At 48.3% G+C, this 16,555-nt stretch carries 22 protein-coding genes; 18 read left to right on the forward strand and 4 right to left on the reverse strand.

Features of this window, described 5'->3' with window-relative positions; translation table 11 throughout:
• Window positions 1-7: 7 nt before the first annotated feature.
• From csgG to csgD, 4 genes are read right to left on the reverse strand one after another with little or no spacing between them, the layout of a single operon-like run.
• Window positions 8-841, reverse strand: a complete 834-nt coding sequence (gene csgG, locus M977_RS18280; RefSeq protein WP_064517767.1) for a curli production assembly/transport protein CsgG — start codon at window positions 839-841, stop codon at window positions 8-10.
• Between the two features lie 40 nt (window positions 842-881).
• Window positions 882-1,295, reverse strand: a complete 414-nt coding sequence (gene csgF, locus M977_RS18285) for a curli production assembly/transport protein CsgF (protein WP_064517768.1) — start codon at window positions 1,293-1,295, stop codon at window positions 882-884.
• Window positions 1,296-1,304: 9 nt separating this feature from the next.
• Window positions 1,305-1,694: a curli production assembly/transport protein CsgE gene (csgE, locus tag M977_RS18290; RefSeq protein WP_064517770.1), complete on the reverse strand. Its 390-nt coding sequence runs from the start codon at window positions 1,692-1,694 to the stop codon at window positions 1,305-1,307.
• Between the two features lie 4 nt (window positions 1,695-1,698).
• A complete protein-coding gene (gene csgD / locus M977_RS18295) occupies window positions 1,699-2,364 on the reverse strand; it encodes a biofilm master transcriptional regulator CsgD (protein ID WP_064517772.1) in 666 nt (221 codons plus the stop codon).
• 780 nt (window positions 2,365-3,144) lie between these two features.
• On the opposite strand from csgD, the gene csgB reads away from it, so the two are divergent.
• The 18 genes from csgB (at window position 3,145) to M977_RS18390 (ending at window position 16,549) form a co-directional block, all read left to right on the forward strand.
• The gene (csgB, locus tag M977_RS18305) at window positions 3,145-3,600 is read left to right on the forward strand and encodes a curli minor subunit CsgB (protein ID WP_064517776.1); all 456 of its coding nucleotides are present in this window, start codon (window positions 3,145-3,147) and stop codon (window positions 3,598-3,600) included.
• A 48-nt stretch (window positions 3,601-3,648) separates the two neighbouring features.
• Complete coding sequence (locus M977_RS18310) at window positions 3,649-4,032, forward strand: hypothetical protein (protein ID WP_064517778.1); 384 nt, start codon at window positions 3,649-3,651, stop codon at window positions 4,030-4,032.
• A 63-nt stretch (window positions 4,033-4,095) separates the two neighbouring features.
• The gene (csgC, locus tag M977_RS18315) at window positions 4,096-4,425 is read left to right on the forward strand and encodes a curli assembly chaperone CsgC (RefSeq protein WP_064517780.1); all 330 of its coding nucleotides are present in this window, start codon (window positions 4,096-4,098) and stop codon (window positions 4,423-4,425) included.
• A 112-nt stretch (window positions 4,426-4,537) separates the two neighbouring features.
• Window positions 4,538-4,849: a hypothetical protein gene (locus M977_RS18320; RefSeq protein WP_064517782.1), complete on the forward strand. Its 312-nt coding sequence runs from the start codon at window positions 4,538-4,540 to the stop codon at window positions 4,847-4,849.
• Between the two features lie 216 nt (window positions 4,850-5,065).
• Complete coding sequence (locus M977_RS18325; protein ID WP_064517784.1) at window positions 5,066-5,788, forward strand: beta-ketoacyl synthase chain length factor; 723 nt, start codon at window positions 5,066-5,068, stop codon at window positions 5,786-5,788.
• Window positions 5,788-6,558: a lysophospholipid acyltransferase family protein gene (locus M977_RS18330; protein WP_064517785.1), complete on the forward strand. Its 771-nt coding sequence runs from the start codon at window positions 5,788-5,790 to the stop codon at window positions 6,556-6,558. The genes M977_RS18325 and M977_RS18330 overlap by 1 nt, the downstream gene beginning before the upstream one ends.
• Before the next feature lie 38 nt (window positions 6,559-6,596).
• Window positions 6,597-6,869: a phosphopantetheine-binding protein gene (locus M977_RS18335; RefSeq protein ID WP_064517787.1), complete on the forward strand. Its 273-nt coding sequence runs from the start codon at window positions 6,597-6,599 to the stop codon at window positions 6,867-6,869.
• 19 nt (window positions 6,870-6,888) lie between these two features.
• A complete protein-coding gene (locus M977_RS18340; protein WP_064517788.1) occupies window positions 6,889-7,137 on the forward strand; it encodes an acyl carrier protein in 249 nt (82 codons plus the stop codon).
• Window positions 7,138-7,140: 3 nt separating this feature from the next.
• The gene (locus tag M977_RS18345; protein ID WP_064517790.1) at window positions 7,141-7,710 is read left to right on the forward strand and encodes a COG4648 family protein; all 570 of its coding nucleotides are present in this window, start codon (window positions 7,141-7,143) and stop codon (window positions 7,708-7,710) included.
• On the forward strand, window positions 7,703-9,019 hold the full coding sequence (locus M977_RS18350; protein WP_064517791.1) for an AMP-binding protein: 1,317 nt from the start codon (window positions 7,703-7,705) through the stop codon (window positions 9,017-9,019). The genes M977_RS18345 and M977_RS18350 overlap by 8 nt, the downstream gene beginning before the upstream one ends.
• The gene (locus M977_RS18355; RefSeq protein WP_064517793.1) at window positions 9,006-9,356 is read left to right on the forward strand and encodes an ApeI family dehydratase; all 351 of its coding nucleotides are present in this window, start codon (window positions 9,006-9,008) and stop codon (window positions 9,354-9,356) included. Before M977_RS18350 ends, M977_RS18355 begins: the two co-directional genes overlap by 14 nt.
• Window positions 9,347-11,041 (forward strand): glycosyltransferase family 2 protein, encoded by a 1,695-nt coding sequence (locus M977_RS18360; protein WP_064517795.1) that lies wholly within the window; start codon window positions 9,347-9,349, stop codon window positions 11,039-11,041. The genes M977_RS18355 and M977_RS18360 overlap by 10 nt, the downstream gene beginning before the upstream one ends.
• The gene (locus M977_RS18365; RefSeq protein WP_064517797.1) at window positions 11,035-11,460 is read left to right on the forward strand and encodes an acyl-CoA thioesterase; all 426 of its coding nucleotides are present in this window, start codon (window positions 11,035-11,037) and stop codon (window positions 11,458-11,460) included. The genes M977_RS18360 and M977_RS18365 overlap by 7 nt, the downstream gene beginning before the upstream one ends.
• Window positions 11,453-12,058 carry an outer membrane lipoprotein carrier protein LolA gene (locus tag M977_RS18370; RefSeq protein WP_064517799.1) on the forward strand — a complete coding sequence of 202 codons (606 nt, stop codon included), beginning with the start codon at window positions 11,453-11,455 and terminating at the stop codon, window positions 12,056-12,058. Before M977_RS18365 ends, M977_RS18370 begins: the two co-directional genes overlap by 8 nt.
• A complete protein-coding gene (locus M977_RS18375; RefSeq protein WP_064517801.1) occupies window positions 12,030-14,348 on the forward strand; it encodes an MMPL family transporter in 2,319 nt (772 codons plus the stop codon). The genes M977_RS18370 and M977_RS18375 overlap by 29 nt, the downstream gene beginning before the upstream one ends.
• Complete coding sequence (locus tag M977_RS18380) at window positions 14,348-14,923, forward strand: DUF3261 domain-containing protein (protein ID WP_064517802.1); 576 nt, start codon at window positions 14,348-14,350, stop codon at window positions 14,921-14,923. Before M977_RS18375 ends, M977_RS18380 begins: the two co-directional genes overlap by 1 nt.
• A 2-nt stretch (window positions 14,924-14,925) precedes the next feature.
• Window positions 14,926-16,098 (forward strand): beta-ketoacyl-[acyl-carrier-protein] synthase family protein, encoded by a 1,173-nt coding sequence (locus M977_RS18385; RefSeq protein ID WP_064517804.1) that lies wholly within the window; start codon window positions 14,926-14,928, stop codon window positions 16,096-16,098.
• A complete protein-coding gene (locus tag M977_RS18390) occupies window positions 16,091-16,549 on the forward strand; it encodes a hotdog family protein (protein ID WP_064517806.1) in 459 nt (152 codons plus the stop codon). The genes M977_RS18385 and M977_RS18390 overlap by 8 nt, the downstream gene beginning before the upstream one ends.
• The last annotated feature ends 6 nt before the right edge of the window (window positions 16,550-16,555 follow it).

The following is a 16,555-nucleotide window of genomic DNA, read 5'->3' on the forward strand; positions in this document are numbered from 1 at the left end:
TTGATCATCAAGATTCAGGAGGGACGGACATCTCTCTGTATTTAGCCAGTATCGGATTGTTAATATCTTTTGGATTTTCTAAATCCCACAAGCCGCGATTAATACCATCATTAACCAGATAAATAACCCCTGTTTCTATTGCTGACATCAGACACATCATTACAGGTTCATTGGTGGTGTAGCCGATTTCACCTTCCAGTAATCGTTGATAATCAACGAAACGGAATACCCCGGCCTGAACTTCATAAGACAAAATTGTTTTGCTGGTATTGACCGATGACAATACTTCACCGGTACTAACATTTACTACTCGTAAGTTCACTGCTATTTGATCAAGCTGATATTGTGTCTCGCCACCGATACCAAAGTAGCGTGCACCAACACCGCCCGATTTCACGTTGCTTTCATAACCGATAATTGAACCTTCAACCATCACGTTTGCCGCTATTAGAGAATCTAGTGGTCTACGGTTGTTCTCTGCAACGGTGCCATTTTCCTGTGCTGCACGAATGATCTTACGTTCGTTTAACAGGTTTTGCAGGCCCTGACGTTCCAATGGAACAAACCAGCGTGAATCTTTTAAAGCAGTAACCAACATAGAGGTTGCGCTCTGTGGTACCGCGGTTGAGAAGTTACTTGCAGGATAGGGTTTAAATTGCCCTGTTTCATCCTGAATATTATAAACCGAGACAAACAGCTTACCTTTTGTCGGTGGTAAGTGGGTTAAGTCACGGTAACTTTGTGCCCGAGGCAAAAGTGTAGGTTTCGCAGCTTCTTTAGGTGGTGCGGTTAAACAACCACTTAATAAACACACTGCTACGATGAGAAGTAAGCGCTGCATAATGTTTATCCTTAAATACTTTTTTGTCGTTTAATGCCCACTAAAAATTAGTAGCGTTGTTTTGTAATCCTGAAACATCAATTGTTGAAACCTGGCCAGTTTTACGGTCAGTGACGTTAAGTCGTAACTGCCCATCAACGTTAGCAATATCTACGATAAAGTCGTTTGTGACCATCCTGCCCGGTTTCCCGGTATTTATATTGGTCAATAGCCCACCGAGCAGTTGCGACTGAATAGCGGAAGTAAAACTATCCAGTGCGGAAGGCGCGGTATAACCAAAATCACTTGAGCTAGGGTCTTTATAGGAATTCTGAGCCTGTGCCTCATTAAGTAAAAAGGACCCATTATTGGGGTTACCACCAAAATTAGGGTTTATAAACTGAAAAGTCATATTTCCTCCCCAGGACAAAGGGGATATCAGCAGTAAAGATAAAACTGCATGAGTGATACGCATGACAGCCTCCTAAAATTCGTCGCTGGTTAAATCACCGGTACTCAATAATGCTTTATCAATTTGCCGGCGTTTAATTGCTTCATCAGTCTGGATTAATGCAATAGTGACATTTCGGTCAAAATCACGTTTTGAGGGGAATAAAAAAGCCTGGTAGATGACATCCTGATCAACAGTAATGGTTATCCAGCTTCCCCAACGGGCACTGGGCCGCTCATTTATCGTTAAGTTTCCGGTAAAACTGCTTTCCCACTTGTCACTAAAGGCACGATAAAACTCATGCCCTACAGATGAAACGGTGTGATCCGTCAACAATCCAGGAACTTCCACTTCTACGGCGCGAGCACCCCCGGAGGCGCAGACTAATACTGACGCCAGCAGTAAAGCAGCTTGTAATTTCATCGCCTTATCGCCTGAGATTATCGTTTGCCCAGGAAACCGCCTGAGTGCGATTTTTTACGGATATCTTTTTGAAAAGGTTATAGAGATGTGTTTTGACCGTATTTTCACTTATAAATAGCGACTGAGCGATTTCGATATTCGAGGCACCAATACGCAATTTATTAAGTATTTCCTTTTCACGGTGAGTCAGAAGGGAGGACTCAACATTATTGAAGCGATAATTCCCTGAGTGATTAATAAGATAGCTGGCTAACTTTTGCGAGAAGTAGCATTCCCCATCCATTACACCACGGATACCTTCTACCACGCGCGGTTCTTCCTCTGACATATAAAATACGCCATTAATATGTGGCCAGTTTTCTATGTCTCGGAATTGATACTCTTCAGGAGTGTTTAATAACAACAACTTAATGCTGTTATGTTTACGACTTAAGTTATCTTGCCAATAGTTAATCAGCTTTTTATCAGCCTCTACCATATCGAAAAGGACCACAACATTTCCAGCGACATCTTCAAGAGAGCGTTGAATATTATGAAGTTTCCCATTTATAGATAGTGAGGATTTTAAATGCTGTAATAACGCAGTAGCTTGTAGCGAGGGTTTTGTGATCAACAATAAACTTTGAGCACTTAACGCCTGACTATTTATTGTATGGACTTCATTAAACATGATGAAACTCCGTCCGAGTTTGCGCATCAATCAGCTGAATTAACAGAAAGTTAATTCACCAGAGGTACTGATAGGTGCTGCAGTGCTGTGTTTGAAATTAATATAACACTGTCAAATATCGTTAAGTTACGATCTGACTTAATGTGTTAAACAAAATGTTACTGCTGATTTCAATCTAGCGGTTACTAATCTTAAAGCAAGTGTTAAAGCTGTTACAAAATGTAACTGTAGATATTTAAATGTTTCTGCTTGATATTTTTTCTATTTAGTTTTAGCACTAAAGTTGTACATAACTTATAAATTGCATAGTTTTAAAAATCATACAAATAACTTTATTTAGTTGATTTATATGGATTATTTATTTTTTTCTTTATGCGTTTTGCAACTTAACATATGTAAATTGTTGGCATTACATTCGCAGTTGTTAGCAGTCTTAAGAAAACTCATCACCGTGACATGGGTACGCTAAAAATTGCCAAATAGCAGTCTTTCAAACCAACCAGACGACAAATCCATGCTTGATAAATGTGATGAATTTAAAAAACATACGCCAATTAAAATAATCGTTTTTGAACCCTTTGTTGTATTTGGGTTTTTTTATTCCACTAATACTTTGTAATGAGTGGAAATATAAAAATACAACATGCGGGTGAGATATTTTAAATGTTTCGACGGACATACTCATTTCCGTAACGCAGAGATAACATTTCTTCTCAACGTTAACGGCAAGTGTGATGAGTGAGTTTTATTAGTAGAAGTATTTAGACCCAGGGTGACAACATGAAGAACAGATCGTTACTTGTGATGTTAGCATTGTTGGGAGCGCCTGGTTATGTTCTTGCAAATAATCCCGATCTTGCCAGATCAGAATATAACTTTGCGATGAACGAATTAAGTCGAACATCGCTAAATCAGGCAGCAATTATTGGTCAGGCTGGCAACTACAATAATGTCAACGTTGACCAGCATGGAAGCAAGCAATTAGCACTGGTCTCTCAGACAGGTTCTTCTAACAGAGCTAATGTTGAACAATCAGGGAGTTATAATCTTGCTTATATCTCACAAGTTGGCAGTGCCAACGATGCGAATATTGAGCAAACAACTTCGGGTAATACTGCTTTAATTAAACAGATAGGCTCTGGTAATAAAGCAAATATTATCCAAACGGGTACTGGTTATACCGCAGTTGTAGTGCAAGTAAGGTCACAAATGGCAGTCCGTGTTGTCCAAAGATAATACACTAGCTATTTGGGCTTAAATTATCAATCCGATGGGAGTTTCACCATGAACTTTATTAAAGTAGCAGCAATCGCAGCAGCATTGGTGGTTTCGGGAAGTGCACTGGCTGGTCAAATCTATCAGGGCGGACATGGTAGTAGTGGTGGCTATGGTAATTATGGCGATACCAATCAAGGTCTAACTGTTACTCAACTTGGTAATTTTAACGGCGCTAACGTTAACCAAAGTTCAAAATCCAGCAGCCTTGATCTACTGCAAAGCGGTAATAATAACCAGGCTAATCTTGTTCAGGCAAGTACTCGTGCCGACCTGGATGTTAAACAATTCGGCAACTTTAACGGTGCCAATGTGACACAAGCTACAACTGGCGCTTCGGCAGCTGTAACTCAGTCTGGCTGGGGTAATCAGGCCAATGTCTATCAGCACTAATTGCTAAACTAGACAAAAAAAGAACAGGGCCTTGATGCCCTGTTCTTTTTATTGGGGGAAACCATGCACACATTAGTTTTATTAGTCGCGCTCAGTAATCAGCTTGCTTTCGATACTCAGCAGCAGGGAGATATTTACACCATCGTGCCTGTCGCTACGCTCACTCAAGACTGCCAGTGTTCCTACAAATTTACCGCGCTACGTTCCGGCTCAGGAGGGCAAAGCAACAGCAGCCAAAGCGGGAACATTTTTATAAAAGCGAATGAACCTGCCCGGCTTACACGGATGAGTATGAATATTTCTCCTGGAGATAATGTGACCATTATGGTGACCGTGTCGGATGGAAAAGATATTCATCTGGAAAAAGAGTGGGCTCCGCCGGGCAATGTTTAATAAATGTAGCGGTTATGTGGATTTTATTTCTTATATATACCAGGTTTTAACTGTAGTGTTCACCGTTTTGTGCCGATAACCCTCATACCACTTCAGTTGAGGAGTCCGTAGCGTGAAAACAGTAAGCTTGAGACGTTCATTTCTTTTGCCTGTTTTTGTTCTTGCTTTCCCTTTACTTAATGCTCATGCCAGTGGTGGTGTGATTCATTTTCAGGGGGCAATAGTAGAAGAAGGTTGTCGTTTATCGAATCAGGAACATTCTGTTAAATTTTCCTGTACCCAAAACGGGGAGCCAGTTGTTCAGACCATCGCACTTAATAAGCTGAATAATTATACGGCTGGTGGCGATGCTCCGTTTTCTACCAAAATGCGCTACATTGACGCGCAACATCAACTGGCAGTTCTGGAAATCACATACCGTTAGAATCCGCGGCCTGTGATTAGCAGGCCGTTGGAATCGATGTATGAATATTTATTTCCCAGTCATTTTGATACTATTCCCCGCCGTTGATGAATTCATTGCGCGCAAAATATAAGCGGCTTAAGAAAAATCCCGTAAAATTAAGACTTATTTTATAGTCGGCATAAATTCGAAGATATATATCTGACGGGACGTCGCAGATGATTGATGGTACAGAGCATGAAGTTAGCGTTTAACGTTGTCGACTGGCAGGCCAGTGCACCAGGTTTATCTGAACATGATGACTGGCAGGCATGGGGAAAAACCGCAGCTATTATTGATGTTTCATCCCCGCTTGCCAAAAGTCGCCATCTACCTATGATGACCGCGCGCCGTCTGGCATCAGGTAGCCGTCTTGCTGTTGACTGTGCCCTTGCTATTTTGTCCCGACAAAATGTTGATGCGCTGGTCTTTTCCAGCCGCCATGGTGAGCTGGAGCGAAATTTTCGGATTTTAACTGCATTAGCGTGCGAAGAGAGTCTCTCACCAACTGATTTTGCGATGTCAGTACACAATTCAGCGGTAGGGAATACCACGATTGCGGCCCAACAAGCACTGGTTTCGTCCTCTGTTTCCGCAGGCTTTGACAGTTTTGCGCAGGCATTAATCGAAGTGGCATCGCTGCATCACTGTGGGTATCAACGCGTGATGTTGGTGGATTTCGATGGGCTGATTCCTGATTTTTATCACTCTCATCTTCCAGGTGAGACGGTCAGCATGCCATTTGCGGTGGCACTGTTGCTGGAAGCTGGATCGCAGATCCAGTGTGAAACAACACCGAGCCAAACCCCTGGTGCGCAAGGTTTACCGCAGGGGCTGGCATTTTTGCACGGCTGGCTCAGTGGCGAGCAGACATTCACTCTTCTTGGTGAACGGCTGTGCTGGCGTTGGAGTCGTCATTAATGTGGGGGCGCATAGAGTGGTGCTGGCGCGTGCTGATGACCGGTTGGTTGTTCATTCTATTTGGTAGCGGTGGCCTGGTATTGTCACTGGTATGGTTTAACTTGTTGTTACTGTTTGTTCGCGATAATGGCAAACGCCGTCAGATTGCTCGCCGTAGCATCTCCGCCAGTTTCCGGCTATTTTTACGCATCGGACGCGGGCTGGGCGTGTTTGATTATCGCTTCGAAAATTGCGCGCAATTAGCAAACGACCATGGATGCTTGATAGTCGCTAACCACCCGACTCTGCTCGATTATGTGTTTATTGCTTCTCAGGCACCGCATATTGGTTGCCTGGTGAAAGCAAGCCTGGTGAACAATCCCTGTTTTCGCGGCGTGATTAAAGCCGCGGACTATCTGGTTAATAGTCAGGGCGAAACATTACTTCCTGAAAGCCAGAAACGCATAGCGGCAGGGGAGGCGATTCTGATTTTCCCGGAAGGGACGCGTACCCGTCCGGGTGAACCGCTGGTTATCCAGCGAGGTGCTGCGAATATTGCTGTGCGTTGTAGATGTGAATTGCGTTTGGTGCATATTCACTGTGACCAGCGTTATCTGGACAAACACAGCCGCTGGTACCAGATACCTCAGCGCAAGCCGATGATTACTGTGAGTGCCAAACAGCGGATCGACAGCCAAAGCTTTATGGCAAATCAAGACGATGCCCCCACGATTGCGGCGCGCCGTCTTAGCCAATATTTAAGTCAGGAATTGGTTCCTGACCCTTTTTAAAAGTCTACTCAGATAGACTCTAAGACTCGGATGGTGATATGCAATCTCTAGAGACCGATATTAAACAACTCATTATCGACACCCTGAATCTCGAAGAGATAAGTGTCGATGAGATTGAAAGTGAGGCTGCGTTATTTGGTAACGACGGCCTTGGCCTTGATTCCATCGATGCTCTGGAATTGGGTCTGGCGGTTAAAAAACGTTATGGTGTGGTGTTATCCGCAGAAAACGAAACGATGCGTGAACATTTTTACTCGGTCGCGAATCTGGCCGCATTTATTAATAGTCAAAACCCTGCGCACAGCGCCTGATTGAAACCACGAGTACGCTATGAATAAAGAAGATATTTATCAGGAAGTCACCGGGTTACTGGTTAAGTTATTTGAACTCTCTCCTGAGCAAATCACCCCGCAATCTCGTCTTTACGAAGATTTGGATCTCGATAGTATCGATGCGGTAGATATGGTTGTGCATCTGCAAAAACGCACCGGTAAAAAAATCAAACCGGAAGATTTCAAAACGGTTCGTACCGTACAGGATGTCGTAGACGCAGTTGAGCGTCTGCATAGCGGGTCTTAAAGCGTGCTGGCAAAACGTGCGCTAAGTATTGTCGGAGGGCTAGCCGTAATAGGTTGGCCCTTTGCCGTCTGGTTAGCCCTTTCGTATCCAAAATTACATATTTTGCTGCCTATTCTGGCGTTGTGCTTTGTACTGCGCTTGTGCGCATTGCGTGGCAAAACGGGTGCTTTGAGTCGTGCGTTCAAAGGGCTGGCCATTGCGGGGGCGGTGTTATCTATTGCCAGTATTTGGATGCGTGAAGCACAGCTGTTGTTGTGGTATCCGGTGGTGGTCAATGTGGTGATGCTGGCACTATTTGGTGCCTCACTGTGGAGTAGCCAGTCTTTGATTGAACGCCTGGCTCGTTGGCGTGAAGGGGATCTACCGGCTGCAGGTGTGCGATATACCCGTCGCGTGACGCAAGTGTGGTGCATTTTCTTTATCCTGAATGGCAGCATGGCACTATTCACCTGCCTTGCGGGTAACATTCACTGGTGGACATTGTGGAATGGAATGGCGAGTTACCTGCTGATGGGGGCGTTATTTGCCGGTGAATGGTTGGTGAGGCAGCGGGTGAAACGTCGCTATGAATAATCCTTTACCTCTGAAGCTGTGGCTAAGCGGTCGCCATCCGCAACATATTGTGGCGTTTGAAGGGCCGCAGCTTCGGACGCAGGCCGATTTAATCAATGATGTTCAGCGTATCTATGGCTGGCTAAAAACGCAGCCTGGCGATCGCTGGGCGCTTTGCCTTGATAACAGCTACGCCTTTATTACCGCGCTTTTGGCGACACTGCATGCGGGTAAAACACCTGTGATCCCTGGACATTGCCGGGAAGCACAGCTTCGCGAACAGCAAATGCATTTTTGCGGCGTCATTAGCGATGTGCCACTCAACCTCAGCTGTCCGGTGATAAACCCGCAAACCCTGGCGTATACGGCAGTCCAACCCTTTGAACCGGTTCCTGTCGATGCTGGTGTGGTGCTATTTACCTCGGGGTCTACTGGTGAGCCTGCGCAGATTTTTAAAACGCTACAAGCGTTGGATGAAGAGATCGCCTGGCTTGCGGCATTGTGGGGCGAACAGATCCGCGATTGTCGCGTGGTGGGCTCGGTGTCACACCAGCATCTCTATGGTTTTACTTTCCGTGTGATGCTGCCAATGGCGCTTGGTCTTGCCGGTGATGCTGCAATGATTCACTTCCCTGAGCAACTGGTGGCGCATTCGACCCATCCTTTATTGTTTATCAGCAGTCCGGCATTTTTAAAACGCCTCGATGCGAACCTCACGGCTCCGACTTTTAAAAGCGTGATTTCTGCCGCCGGGAAACTCGATGACGATACCGCGAAAAATGCACGAGCGTGGCTTAAAACACCGGTATCAGAAATTTATGGCACCACCGAAACGGGTGTGCTGGCGTGGCGGCAACATTCGCAAATCTCGCCCGAATGGCAGCCCTTCCCGGAAGTGCGTTTTACCCCGCACGGTGATGGCTGGCAGGTTGAGTCAGCATTGATTCATCACCGATGCGTGCAGTTAGACGATATTCTCGAATTTGGCCCGCAGGGGAGTTTTCGCTTATTAGGTCGCCGCGATCGCATTGTAAAAATCGAAGAAAAGCGCATTTCACTGAGTGAAATTGAGCGCCGATTACTGGCGCTCCCTGGTATTGAGGATGCCGCTGTCATTCCCATTACGCGTGGTAACCGAATTGCGCTGGGCGCGGTCGTGGTTGCTTGTGAACAAACGGCTAATAAACAACTCTGGCGTGAAGCACTCCGCGCCTGGCTTGAGCCAATAGCCATTCCGCGTTATTGGCGCATCGTCGAGCTTATTCCACACAATAGCCAAGGCAAGCGTTCGTGGGTGCAATTACAGGAGTTATTTGATGAAACCCGTTGAGTTACAGCGCTCGCAGCCCGAAGCAGGAAAACTGTGCCTACGTTTAGCTGTTCCGGCGACGGTAGGCTGGTTCGCAGGCCATTTTCCCACTCAACCATTATTACCTGGCGTGGCGCAGCTCGATTGGGTCATGGCTTATGGAGTCACACTTGCGCCGGGAATGCGCTTCTGTTCAATTGATAGCGTTAAATTCCAACGCCCGATTGTGCCGGGAAGCGAACTTGAGCTGAATCTGCAATGGGATGCTACGCGCTGTGTGTTGAGTTTCACTTATACCCTGTTAAGCGAAGAGGGTGGTGTTGCTGCCAGCAGCGGGAAAATTAATCTATGTCCATAACAGCCTCGGCTTTTCACCCTTGTGTGGTGATCCCATGTTATAACCACGGCGCGACAATGGCGGTGGTGCTGAAACGTCTGCAACCTTTTGCACTGCCGGTGATTATTGTTGATGACGGTAGTGATGCTGCAACCAAGCAGGAACTGGCGCAGTTAACTGGCGTCACCCTTATCCATTTGGAAAACAATCGGGGAAAAGGGGAGGCAGTCATTACCGGCCTTAAAGCGGCGTCACAGGCAGGGTTTAGCCATGCTATTCAACTTGATGCTGACGGGCAGCACTGCATTGAAGATGTCCCTCGTTTTTTAGATGAAGCGCGCAAGCATCCTGATTGCCTGATTTCTGGAATGCCGGAATACGATGATTCTGTTCCAAAATCGCGTCTTTACGGGCGCTATGTCACGCACGTTTGGGTGTGGATTGAAACTCTGTCACTGTCTTTAAAAGACAGCATGTGTGGTTTCCGTGTTTATCCGTTGGCGGCAACGCTTGCGGTTATTGCGAAACATTCCCCAGGTAAACGCATGGATTTCGATACCGAAATTATGGTGCGTTTATATTGGGCTGGGACCAACAGCCATTTTTTGCGCACGCGAGTGATTTATCCAGTAGATGGCCTGTCGCACTTTGACGCACTTCGCGACAATCTGCGCATCTCGTGGATGCATACGCGACTCTTCTTCGGCATGTTACCGCGCATTCCGGCATTACTCTCGCGTCGTCGAAAGAGCACTCATTGGGCGCAAGTGCCAGAACGTAAGGGGCTGGCGGGAATGCGCTTAATGCTGAATATCTACCAACGTCTGGGGCGGCGTGCATTTAACGCATTGCTCTATCCGGTGGTGGCGTGGATGTGGTTAACCGGCGGCACGCAGCGAAAGGCATCACAGCAGTGGCTAGCTCAGGTTCGTCAACAGGCACAATGCCTGGGCGTTACACTGCCAGCCGGGTTAAACAGCTATCGCCACTTCTTACGCTTTGGCGATGCAATGCTAAACAAAATTGCTGCCTGGCGCGGCGATATTCTCTGGGGGCGTGATATCGAGTTTGCCCCCGGCAGCCGTGAAGTTTTACAACCGCGGGCCGGGCAGGGGAAGTTAATCCTCGCCGCACATCTGGGTGATATCGAAGCCAGCCGCGCACTGGCTCAGGTTGAGGCCGGGCTTGTGATTAATGCGCTCGTCTTCACCGATAACGCTCAACGCTTTCGTCAGATTATTGAAGAAATTGCTCCACAGGCCGGTGTGAATCTGCTGCCGGTTAGCCATATTGGCCCGGAAACTGCCATGCTTCTACAAGAAAAACTCGATGCCGGAGAGTGGGTGGCGATCGTCGGTGATCGGGTTGCTGTTAATACGCAACGTGGCGGCGAACGGCGCGTATGCTGGAGCCAGTTTATGGGCAACCTGGCCCCTTTCCCGCAAGGGCCGTTTATTCTTGCCGCCGCATTACGATGCCCGGTCATTTTGATGATGGTTTTGCGTGAACAGGGCAAACTGCGCATTCATGCTGAGAACTTTGCCGATCCTTTGGTGTTGCCACGTGCAACTCGGCAACAAGCACTACAAGAACATATTGATAATTACGCGCGCCGTCTGGAGTGTTATGCACTGCGTTCGCCGCTCGATTGGTTTAATTTTTATGATTTCTGGCAATTACCTCCAGAAAAGGAGTCCGGATGTTAAATGACCCACGTTTTACTGTGGAGGTCAGCATCAAAGTCCCATTCCATGATGTCGATGCGATGGGAGTTGTGTGGCATGGCAACTATTTCCGCTACTTTGAGGTGGCGCGCGAAGCATTGCTCAACCAATTTGATTATGGCTATCGTGCCATGAGTGAGTCTGGCTTTGTCTGGCCGGTTGTCGACACTCGAGTTAAATACCGTGATACGGTGAAATTTGAACAACAGATTCTGGTGCGCGCAACGGTACTCGAGTATGAAAACCGCCTAAAAATCGGCTATGAAATTGTTGATGCCCAAACTGGCAAACGCGCTACTTCGGGTTACACCATCCAGGTTGCCGTTGAGGCAACAAGCGGAGAACTTTGTTTCGTCTCCCCTCAGATACTTTTTGAACGCATGGGCTTGAGTCATGAATAAGATTATTTTAATGGCCTTGCTGTGTATCAGCTTTATGGCGAACGCAATTACCCTCGATGACGTGCAACGTAGCTTTGCATCGCAGCCGGTGGTGCGGGCTAAATTCCAGCAAGACCGTCAAATTAGTGGGATGGCGCAACCGCTGCATTCCAGCGGTGAAGTGTTGATCGCTAAAAGCAAAGGTTTGTGGTGGCAGCAACAACATCCATTCCCGATGACGCTGGTCCTTGATGATAGCCACATGGTGCAGGTCATGGGCAGTCAGGCCCCGCAAATCATTACCGCAGACAGCAACCCGCAAATGTTCCAGTTCAATCATTTGCTACGCGCTCTATTCCAGGCCGACCGTAAAGTGCTTGATGAAAACTTCTCCAGCGCTTTTACCGACCAGGGCAATGGCAAATGGCAACTGGTCTTAACGCCGACTACGACGCCGCTCGATAAGCTGTTTAGTACGATTACCCTGGAAGGCGATAAATACCTTAATCGCATTGCGCTGAATGATTTGCAGGGCGACTTTACGGAAATCACCTTTAGCGACCACCGACTAAATCCACGAAAATTGACTCATGAAGAGCAGCAGCGCTTCGCTTTCTAATATGCATCGTCGTCTGGCATGGGGTTGGCTTGCGATAGTCACTGTGCTGGTGGTGTTGCTCGCAATGTTGTTGCCAAAGGCTCGGCTCGACAGCAGTGTGCTGTCGCTGCTGCCTGCCAGCAGCCTCGGTAAAGTTCCGCCACAAATCGAGAACGGTTTTTTGCAACGTCTCGATAGACAAATGATGTGGATGGTCAGCCCCGGCAATCAACCCGATCCAGCTGCCGCGCAATGGTGGCAAACGCAACTGCAACAGCAGCCATTCCTTGCGGGTGTGCAGGGGCCGATGGATGCAAAGGGTCAGCAGGAGTGGGGGAAATTCTACTTCGAGCATCGCAACGGCCTGGTTGATAGCCAAACTCGCGATCGTTTACAAAATGGTGGCGAAGCCCAGGCTCAGTGGGTGTTGTCGCAACTTTACTCGGCGTTTTCTGGCGTCAGTGGTAAAGAGCTGACAAACGATCCGTTGATGCTGGTGCGTGGGTCACAACTGGCGCTGCAACAAACGGCCAGTCAGATGCGATTGATGAACGGCTGGCTGGTGGCACGTGATAAACAAGGGCGTTACTGGTATTTGCTACACGGTGAACTAAAAGGTTCATCGTTTGATATGCAGCAGGGGCGCGAAGCGGTTGAGCAACTGCAAGCCTTGAAGCAAAACCTGAAACAGCACTTCCCGCAGGCTGAAGTGATGTCGCGTGGCACACTTTTCTACAGTGATTACGCAAGTCAGCAGGCAAAGCATGATGTTTCAACGCTTGGCCTGGCAACGGTGATTGGCGTGTTGCTACTGGTGCTTGCGGTGTTTCGCTCGGTACGGCCTCTACTGTTGTGTGCCACATCGGTTGCTATCGGAGCACTGGCTGGCACCGCTATCACACTACTTTGCTTTGGTGAACTGCACCTGATGACGCTTGTTATGAGCATGAGCATCGTTGGTGTTTCGGCCGATTACACGCTCTATTATCTCACTGAACGCATGGTGCATGGCCGAGAAAACTCGCCCATCACGAGTTTACGCAAAGTGCTTCCTGCTTTACTGCTGGCGCTGGCGACAACCGCTATTGCTTACCTGATTATGATCCTCGCGCCGTTCCCCGGCATTCGCCAACTCGCCGTCTTTGCCGCCAGTGGTTTAATTGCCTCCTGCCTGACGGTCGTGTGCTGGTACCCGTTTGCGGTGCGCGGCTTGCCGGTTAAGGCTGTGCCTTGTAGCCGGTTACTTACTGCCTGGCTTGATGCATGGCAGAACAAAAAAGCAGTGCGCGTTGGCGTGCCGCTCGCCTTGTTGGTGGTTAGCCTCACAGGAATTGCCTCCTTAAAAATCAATGACGATATCGCCAGTTTCCAGGCATTGCCGCAGGATCTGGTACGTGAAGAGCAGGCCATTACCGCTTTAACCGGGCAGGGTATGGACCAGAAATGGTTCGTGGTTTATGGCGATACCGCCGAGCAAACGCTGCAACGCCTGGAAAAACTGGCTCCTGAACTTGCAGAGGCTAAAAAGCAAAAAGCTATCGAGAGCTATCGCCTGATTCCTTTAGCCTCTCTTGAGCAGCAACAGGCGGATTTGCTTCTGCTGCGCGAAGCCGCCCCTATATTGCAAAAACGTCTTGCCGAAAGCGGCATTCCGGTGACTGCACCTAATTTACAGCAGATGGCAGTGACTCCGGATCTTTGGCAAAAAAGCGTGATTAGTAGCGGCTGGCGCTTGTTGTGGGTATCGCTGCCTGACGGTAAAAGCGGCGCGCTAGTGCCGGTAAATGGCGTTCACAATAGTGAATTACTTGCCAACATTGCAGCAAAGTTGCCTGGCGTAAGTTGGGTCGACAGAAAAGTGATGTTTAATGAATTATTCAGCCACTTCCGTAGTTTGTTGACTATTTTACTGGCTGCGGCAGTCGTGGCGATTGCCATCAGCTATGTGCTGCGACTCGGTGTAAAACGCGGGTTATTAAGTGTTGTACCTTCGCTGTTATCGCTGGGTTGTGGGCTTGCAGCACTTGCCTTCAGTGGACATACATTAAACCTGTTCTCACTATTGGCGCTGGTGTTAGTCCTCGGGATTGGCATCAATTACACGCTGTTCTTTAGTAACCCACGCGGCACCCCGTTGACGTCGCTTCTGGCAATAAGTGTGGCATTGCTGACCACACTCTTCACATTAGGCATGTTGGTCTTTAGCCAGACACAAGCCATCGCAAGCTTTGGCATTGTGCTCAGTTGCGGCATCTTCTGTGCATTCCTGACAGCCCCCTTAGCCCTACCTACTCAGGGAAAGAGAGAATAATGAAAATACTACCTACACTGGCATTGTTGCTTGGCTCCTTATTATTGAGTGCGTGCAGCACAACAAAACCAGATAGCTCAAGGCCGCAGGCCTGGTTAAAAGCCGGCACTTTAGTGACGTTGCCCCCGCCTGGGATTTCGCCGTCAATTACCCAACAACAATTACTGACTGCGCAAGTCAAAGGCAAAACCCAATCATTGATGGTGTTGCTCAATGCCGACCAGCAGAAAATCATGCTGGCTGGTTTGTCGCCGTTAGGGATTCGTTTATTCCGGCTGACTTATGACAGTCAGGGCGTGAAAACCGAGCAGTCATTGACGCTGCCAGAATTGCCTCCAGCAAGTCAGGTTCTTGCCGATATTATGTTGAGCTACTGGCCGATAAGCGCCTGGCAGCCGCAGTTACCTAAAGGCTGGACATTAAAGGATATCGATTCCCGCCGCGAACTGCGAGATGACCAGGGGGAGTTGATTGAGACAATCCATTATCTGATGCGTAACGGCAGTCGTCAGCCGGTGAGTGTGCACCACCATCGTTTCGGTTATGTCATCAGCATTCATCATCTGGACAGCTAATTATGATTACTCTATCTGCTGCCGGAATGGTCAACGCGTTAGGTAACAACCTTGACGAAATCGCAGCAAATTTGCAGGCCAACACGGCACCTGGTATGGGGCCAGATACCGATGACTGGTTGCAGCAGGGCGAATGTTGGGTCGGGCGTGTTTGTGGAGAATTACCAGAAATAGCGCCAGAAATGGCGCAGTACAACAGCCGAAATAACCGTCTGTTATTGGCTGCTCTGGCGCAAATTCGCCCGCAGGTGGATGACGCCATTGCACGATACGGAAACGAGCGCGTGGCAGTCGTGTTGGGGACCAGTACTTCAGGGCTTGATGAAGGTGACCGTATGGTCAGCGGCAGCCACGAAGGTTCTCCACCCGCTTCTTATTATTACGGCCAGCAAGAGCTTGGCGATCCCTCACGTTTTCTGAGCGACTATTTGCAACTGTTTGGTCCGGCGTTGACGATTTCAACCGCCTGTTCTTCCAGCGCGCGAGCAATGATTACCGGTAAAAGGCTAATTGAGTCGGGAATGGTGGATGCTGCGATTGTGGGTGGCGCAGATACCCTCAGCCGCATGCCTATCAACGGTTTCAATAGCCTGGAGTCATTAAGTAACGTGCGCTGCAAGCCGTTTAGCGCCGAGCGCAACGGCATTACCATTGGTGAAGCCGGTGCATTGATATTACTGACCAAAGAGCCGGGTAAAGTCTGTTTACTGGGAGTGGGTGAGTCGTCTGATGCCTGGCATATGTCAGCCCCACATCCGGAAGGTCTTGGGGCTATTCGCGCAATTGAAATGGCGCTGCGTGAGGCCAGAATCGGCGCGCATGATATTGGCTATATTAATATGCACGGTACTGCCACGCGTCTGAATGACGAAATCGAGGCGAAAGTGGTAAATCAACTTTTTGGCGAAAGCGTGCCTGCCAGTTCCACTAAGCACCTTACCGGGCATACGCTAGGCGCTGCGGGTGCTTGTGAAGCGGTGCTCTGTTATATGCTGCTAGCACGCGACTTACTGCTGCCTGCACAAGATTTCACTGACGCGCATCAAGACATGAGCCTTGCGGCCTGTGGTCTACTCACCGCGCCAAAACCATTCCTCAAACCGATAATGCTATCGAACTCATTTGCTTTTGGCGGCAATAATGCTTGCCTGATTTTTGGAGTTTCTCATGACTGATTTTCTTGCCCCACAACACTACCTGCCGCACGAAGCACCCATGTGCTTGCTTGAATCGGTAGTGGCGGTGGAACAAGAAAGTGCGCATTGTCGGGTCACGGTGAGAAACCCTGGTGTGCTTGCACCTTTTCTAGATGCCGAAGGCAATTTACCGGGCTGGTTTGCTATTGAATTGATTGCCCAGACGGTCGGCGTGTGGTCAGGCTGGCATGCGAAAAAAAACGGTGAAGAAGAAAGCCTGGTTGGAATGCTGCTGGGTGGGCGGGGAATACGCTGCCCGGCAGGCATTTTCCCACAAGGTACGCTACTGGAATGCCACGTCACGCTGCTGATGCGTGATGAGAAGATTGGTAGTTTTGAAGGACAAATTCTCGCGGACGGCAACGTACTGGCGAGCGGGCGAGTTAATACATATCAGCCTGATAATAATGAATTAAAACAATTATTTTGATGGGAT

Source organism: Buttiauxella gaviniae ATCC 51604, from assembly GCF_001654835.1.
GTDB lineage: Bacteria > Pseudomonadota > Gammaproteobacteria > Enterobacterales > Enterobacteriaceae > Buttiauxella > Buttiauxella gaviniae.

Excerpts from the sequence above, each read along its gene's own strand:
- M977_RS18335 (WP_064517787.1), top strand. The coding sequence starts at position 6,597 with ATGCAATCTCTAGAGACCGATATTAAACAACTCATTATCGACACCCTG.
- M977_RS18330 (WP_064517785.1), top strand. The coding sequence starts at position 5,788 with ATGTGGGGGCGCATAGAGTGGTGCTGGCGCGTGCTGATGACCGGTTGG.
- M977_RS18340 (WP_064517788.1), top strand. The coding sequence starts at position 6,889 with ATGAATAAAGAAGATATTTATCAGGAAGTCACCGGGTTACTGGTTAAG.
- M977_RS18385 (WP_064517804.1), top strand. The coding sequence starts at position 14,926 with ATGATTACTCTATCTGCTGCCGGAATGGTCAACGCGTTAGGTAACAAC.
- csgC (WP_064517780.1), top strand. The coding sequence starts at position 4,096 with ATGCACACATTAGTTTTATTAGTCGCGCTCAGTAATCAGCTTGCTTTC.
- M977_RS18350 (WP_064517791.1), top strand. The coding sequence starts at position 7,703 with ATGAATAATCCTTTACCTCTGAAGCTGTGGCTAAGCGGTCGCCATCCG.
- csgE (WP_064517770.1), bottom strand. The coding sequence starts at position 1,694 with ATGAAATTACAAGCTGCTTTACTGCTGGCGTCAGTATTAGTCTGCGCC.
- M977_RS18390 (WP_064517806.1), top strand. The coding sequence starts at position 16,091 with ATGACTGATTTTCTTGCCCCACAACACTACCTGCCGCACGAAGCACCC.
- csgG (WP_064517767.1), bottom strand. The coding sequence starts at position 841 with ATGCAGCGCTTACTTCTCATCGTAGCAGTGTGTTTATTAAGTGGTTGT.
- M977_RS18325 (WP_064517784.1), top strand. The coding sequence starts at position 5,066 with ATGAAGTTAGCGTTTAACGTTGTCGACTGGCAGGCCAGTGCACCAGGT.
- M977_RS18310 (WP_064517778.1), top strand. The coding sequence starts at position 3,649 with ATGAACTTTATTAAAGTAGCAGCAATCGCAGCAGCATTGGTGGTTTCG.
- csgB (WP_064517776.1), top strand. The coding sequence starts at position 3,145 with ATGAAGAACAGATCGTTACTTGTGATGTTAGCATTGTTGGGAGCGCCT.
- M977_RS18375 (WP_064517801.1), top strand. The coding sequence starts at position 12,030 with ATGAAGAGCAGCAGCGCTTCGCTTTCTAATATGCATCGTCGTCTGGCA.
- M977_RS18365 (WP_064517797.1), top strand. The coding sequence starts at position 11,035 with ATGTTAAATGACCCACGTTTTACTGTGGAGGTCAGCATCAAAGTCCCA.
- M977_RS18355 (WP_064517793.1), top strand. The coding sequence starts at position 9,006 with ATGAAACCCGTTGAGTTACAGCGCTCGCAGCCCGAAGCAGGAAAACTG.
- M977_RS18380 (WP_064517802.1), top strand. The coding sequence starts at position 14,348 with ATGAAAATACTACCTACACTGGCATTGTTGCTTGGCTCCTTATTATTG.
- M977_RS18370 (WP_064517799.1), top strand. The coding sequence starts at position 11,453 with ATGAATAAGATTATTTTAATGGCCTTGCTGTGTATCAGCTTTATGGCG.
- csgD (WP_064517772.1), bottom strand. The coding sequence starts at position 2,364 with ATGTTTAATGAAGTCCATACAATAAATAGTCAGGCGTTAAGTGCTCAA.
- csgF (WP_064517768.1), bottom strand. The coding sequence starts at position 1,295 with ATGCGTATCACTCATGCAGTTTTATCTTTACTGCTGATATCCCCTTTG.
- M977_RS18360 (WP_064517795.1), top strand. The coding sequence starts at position 9,347 with ATGTCCATAACAGCCTCGGCTTTTCACCCTTGTGTGGTGATCCCATGT.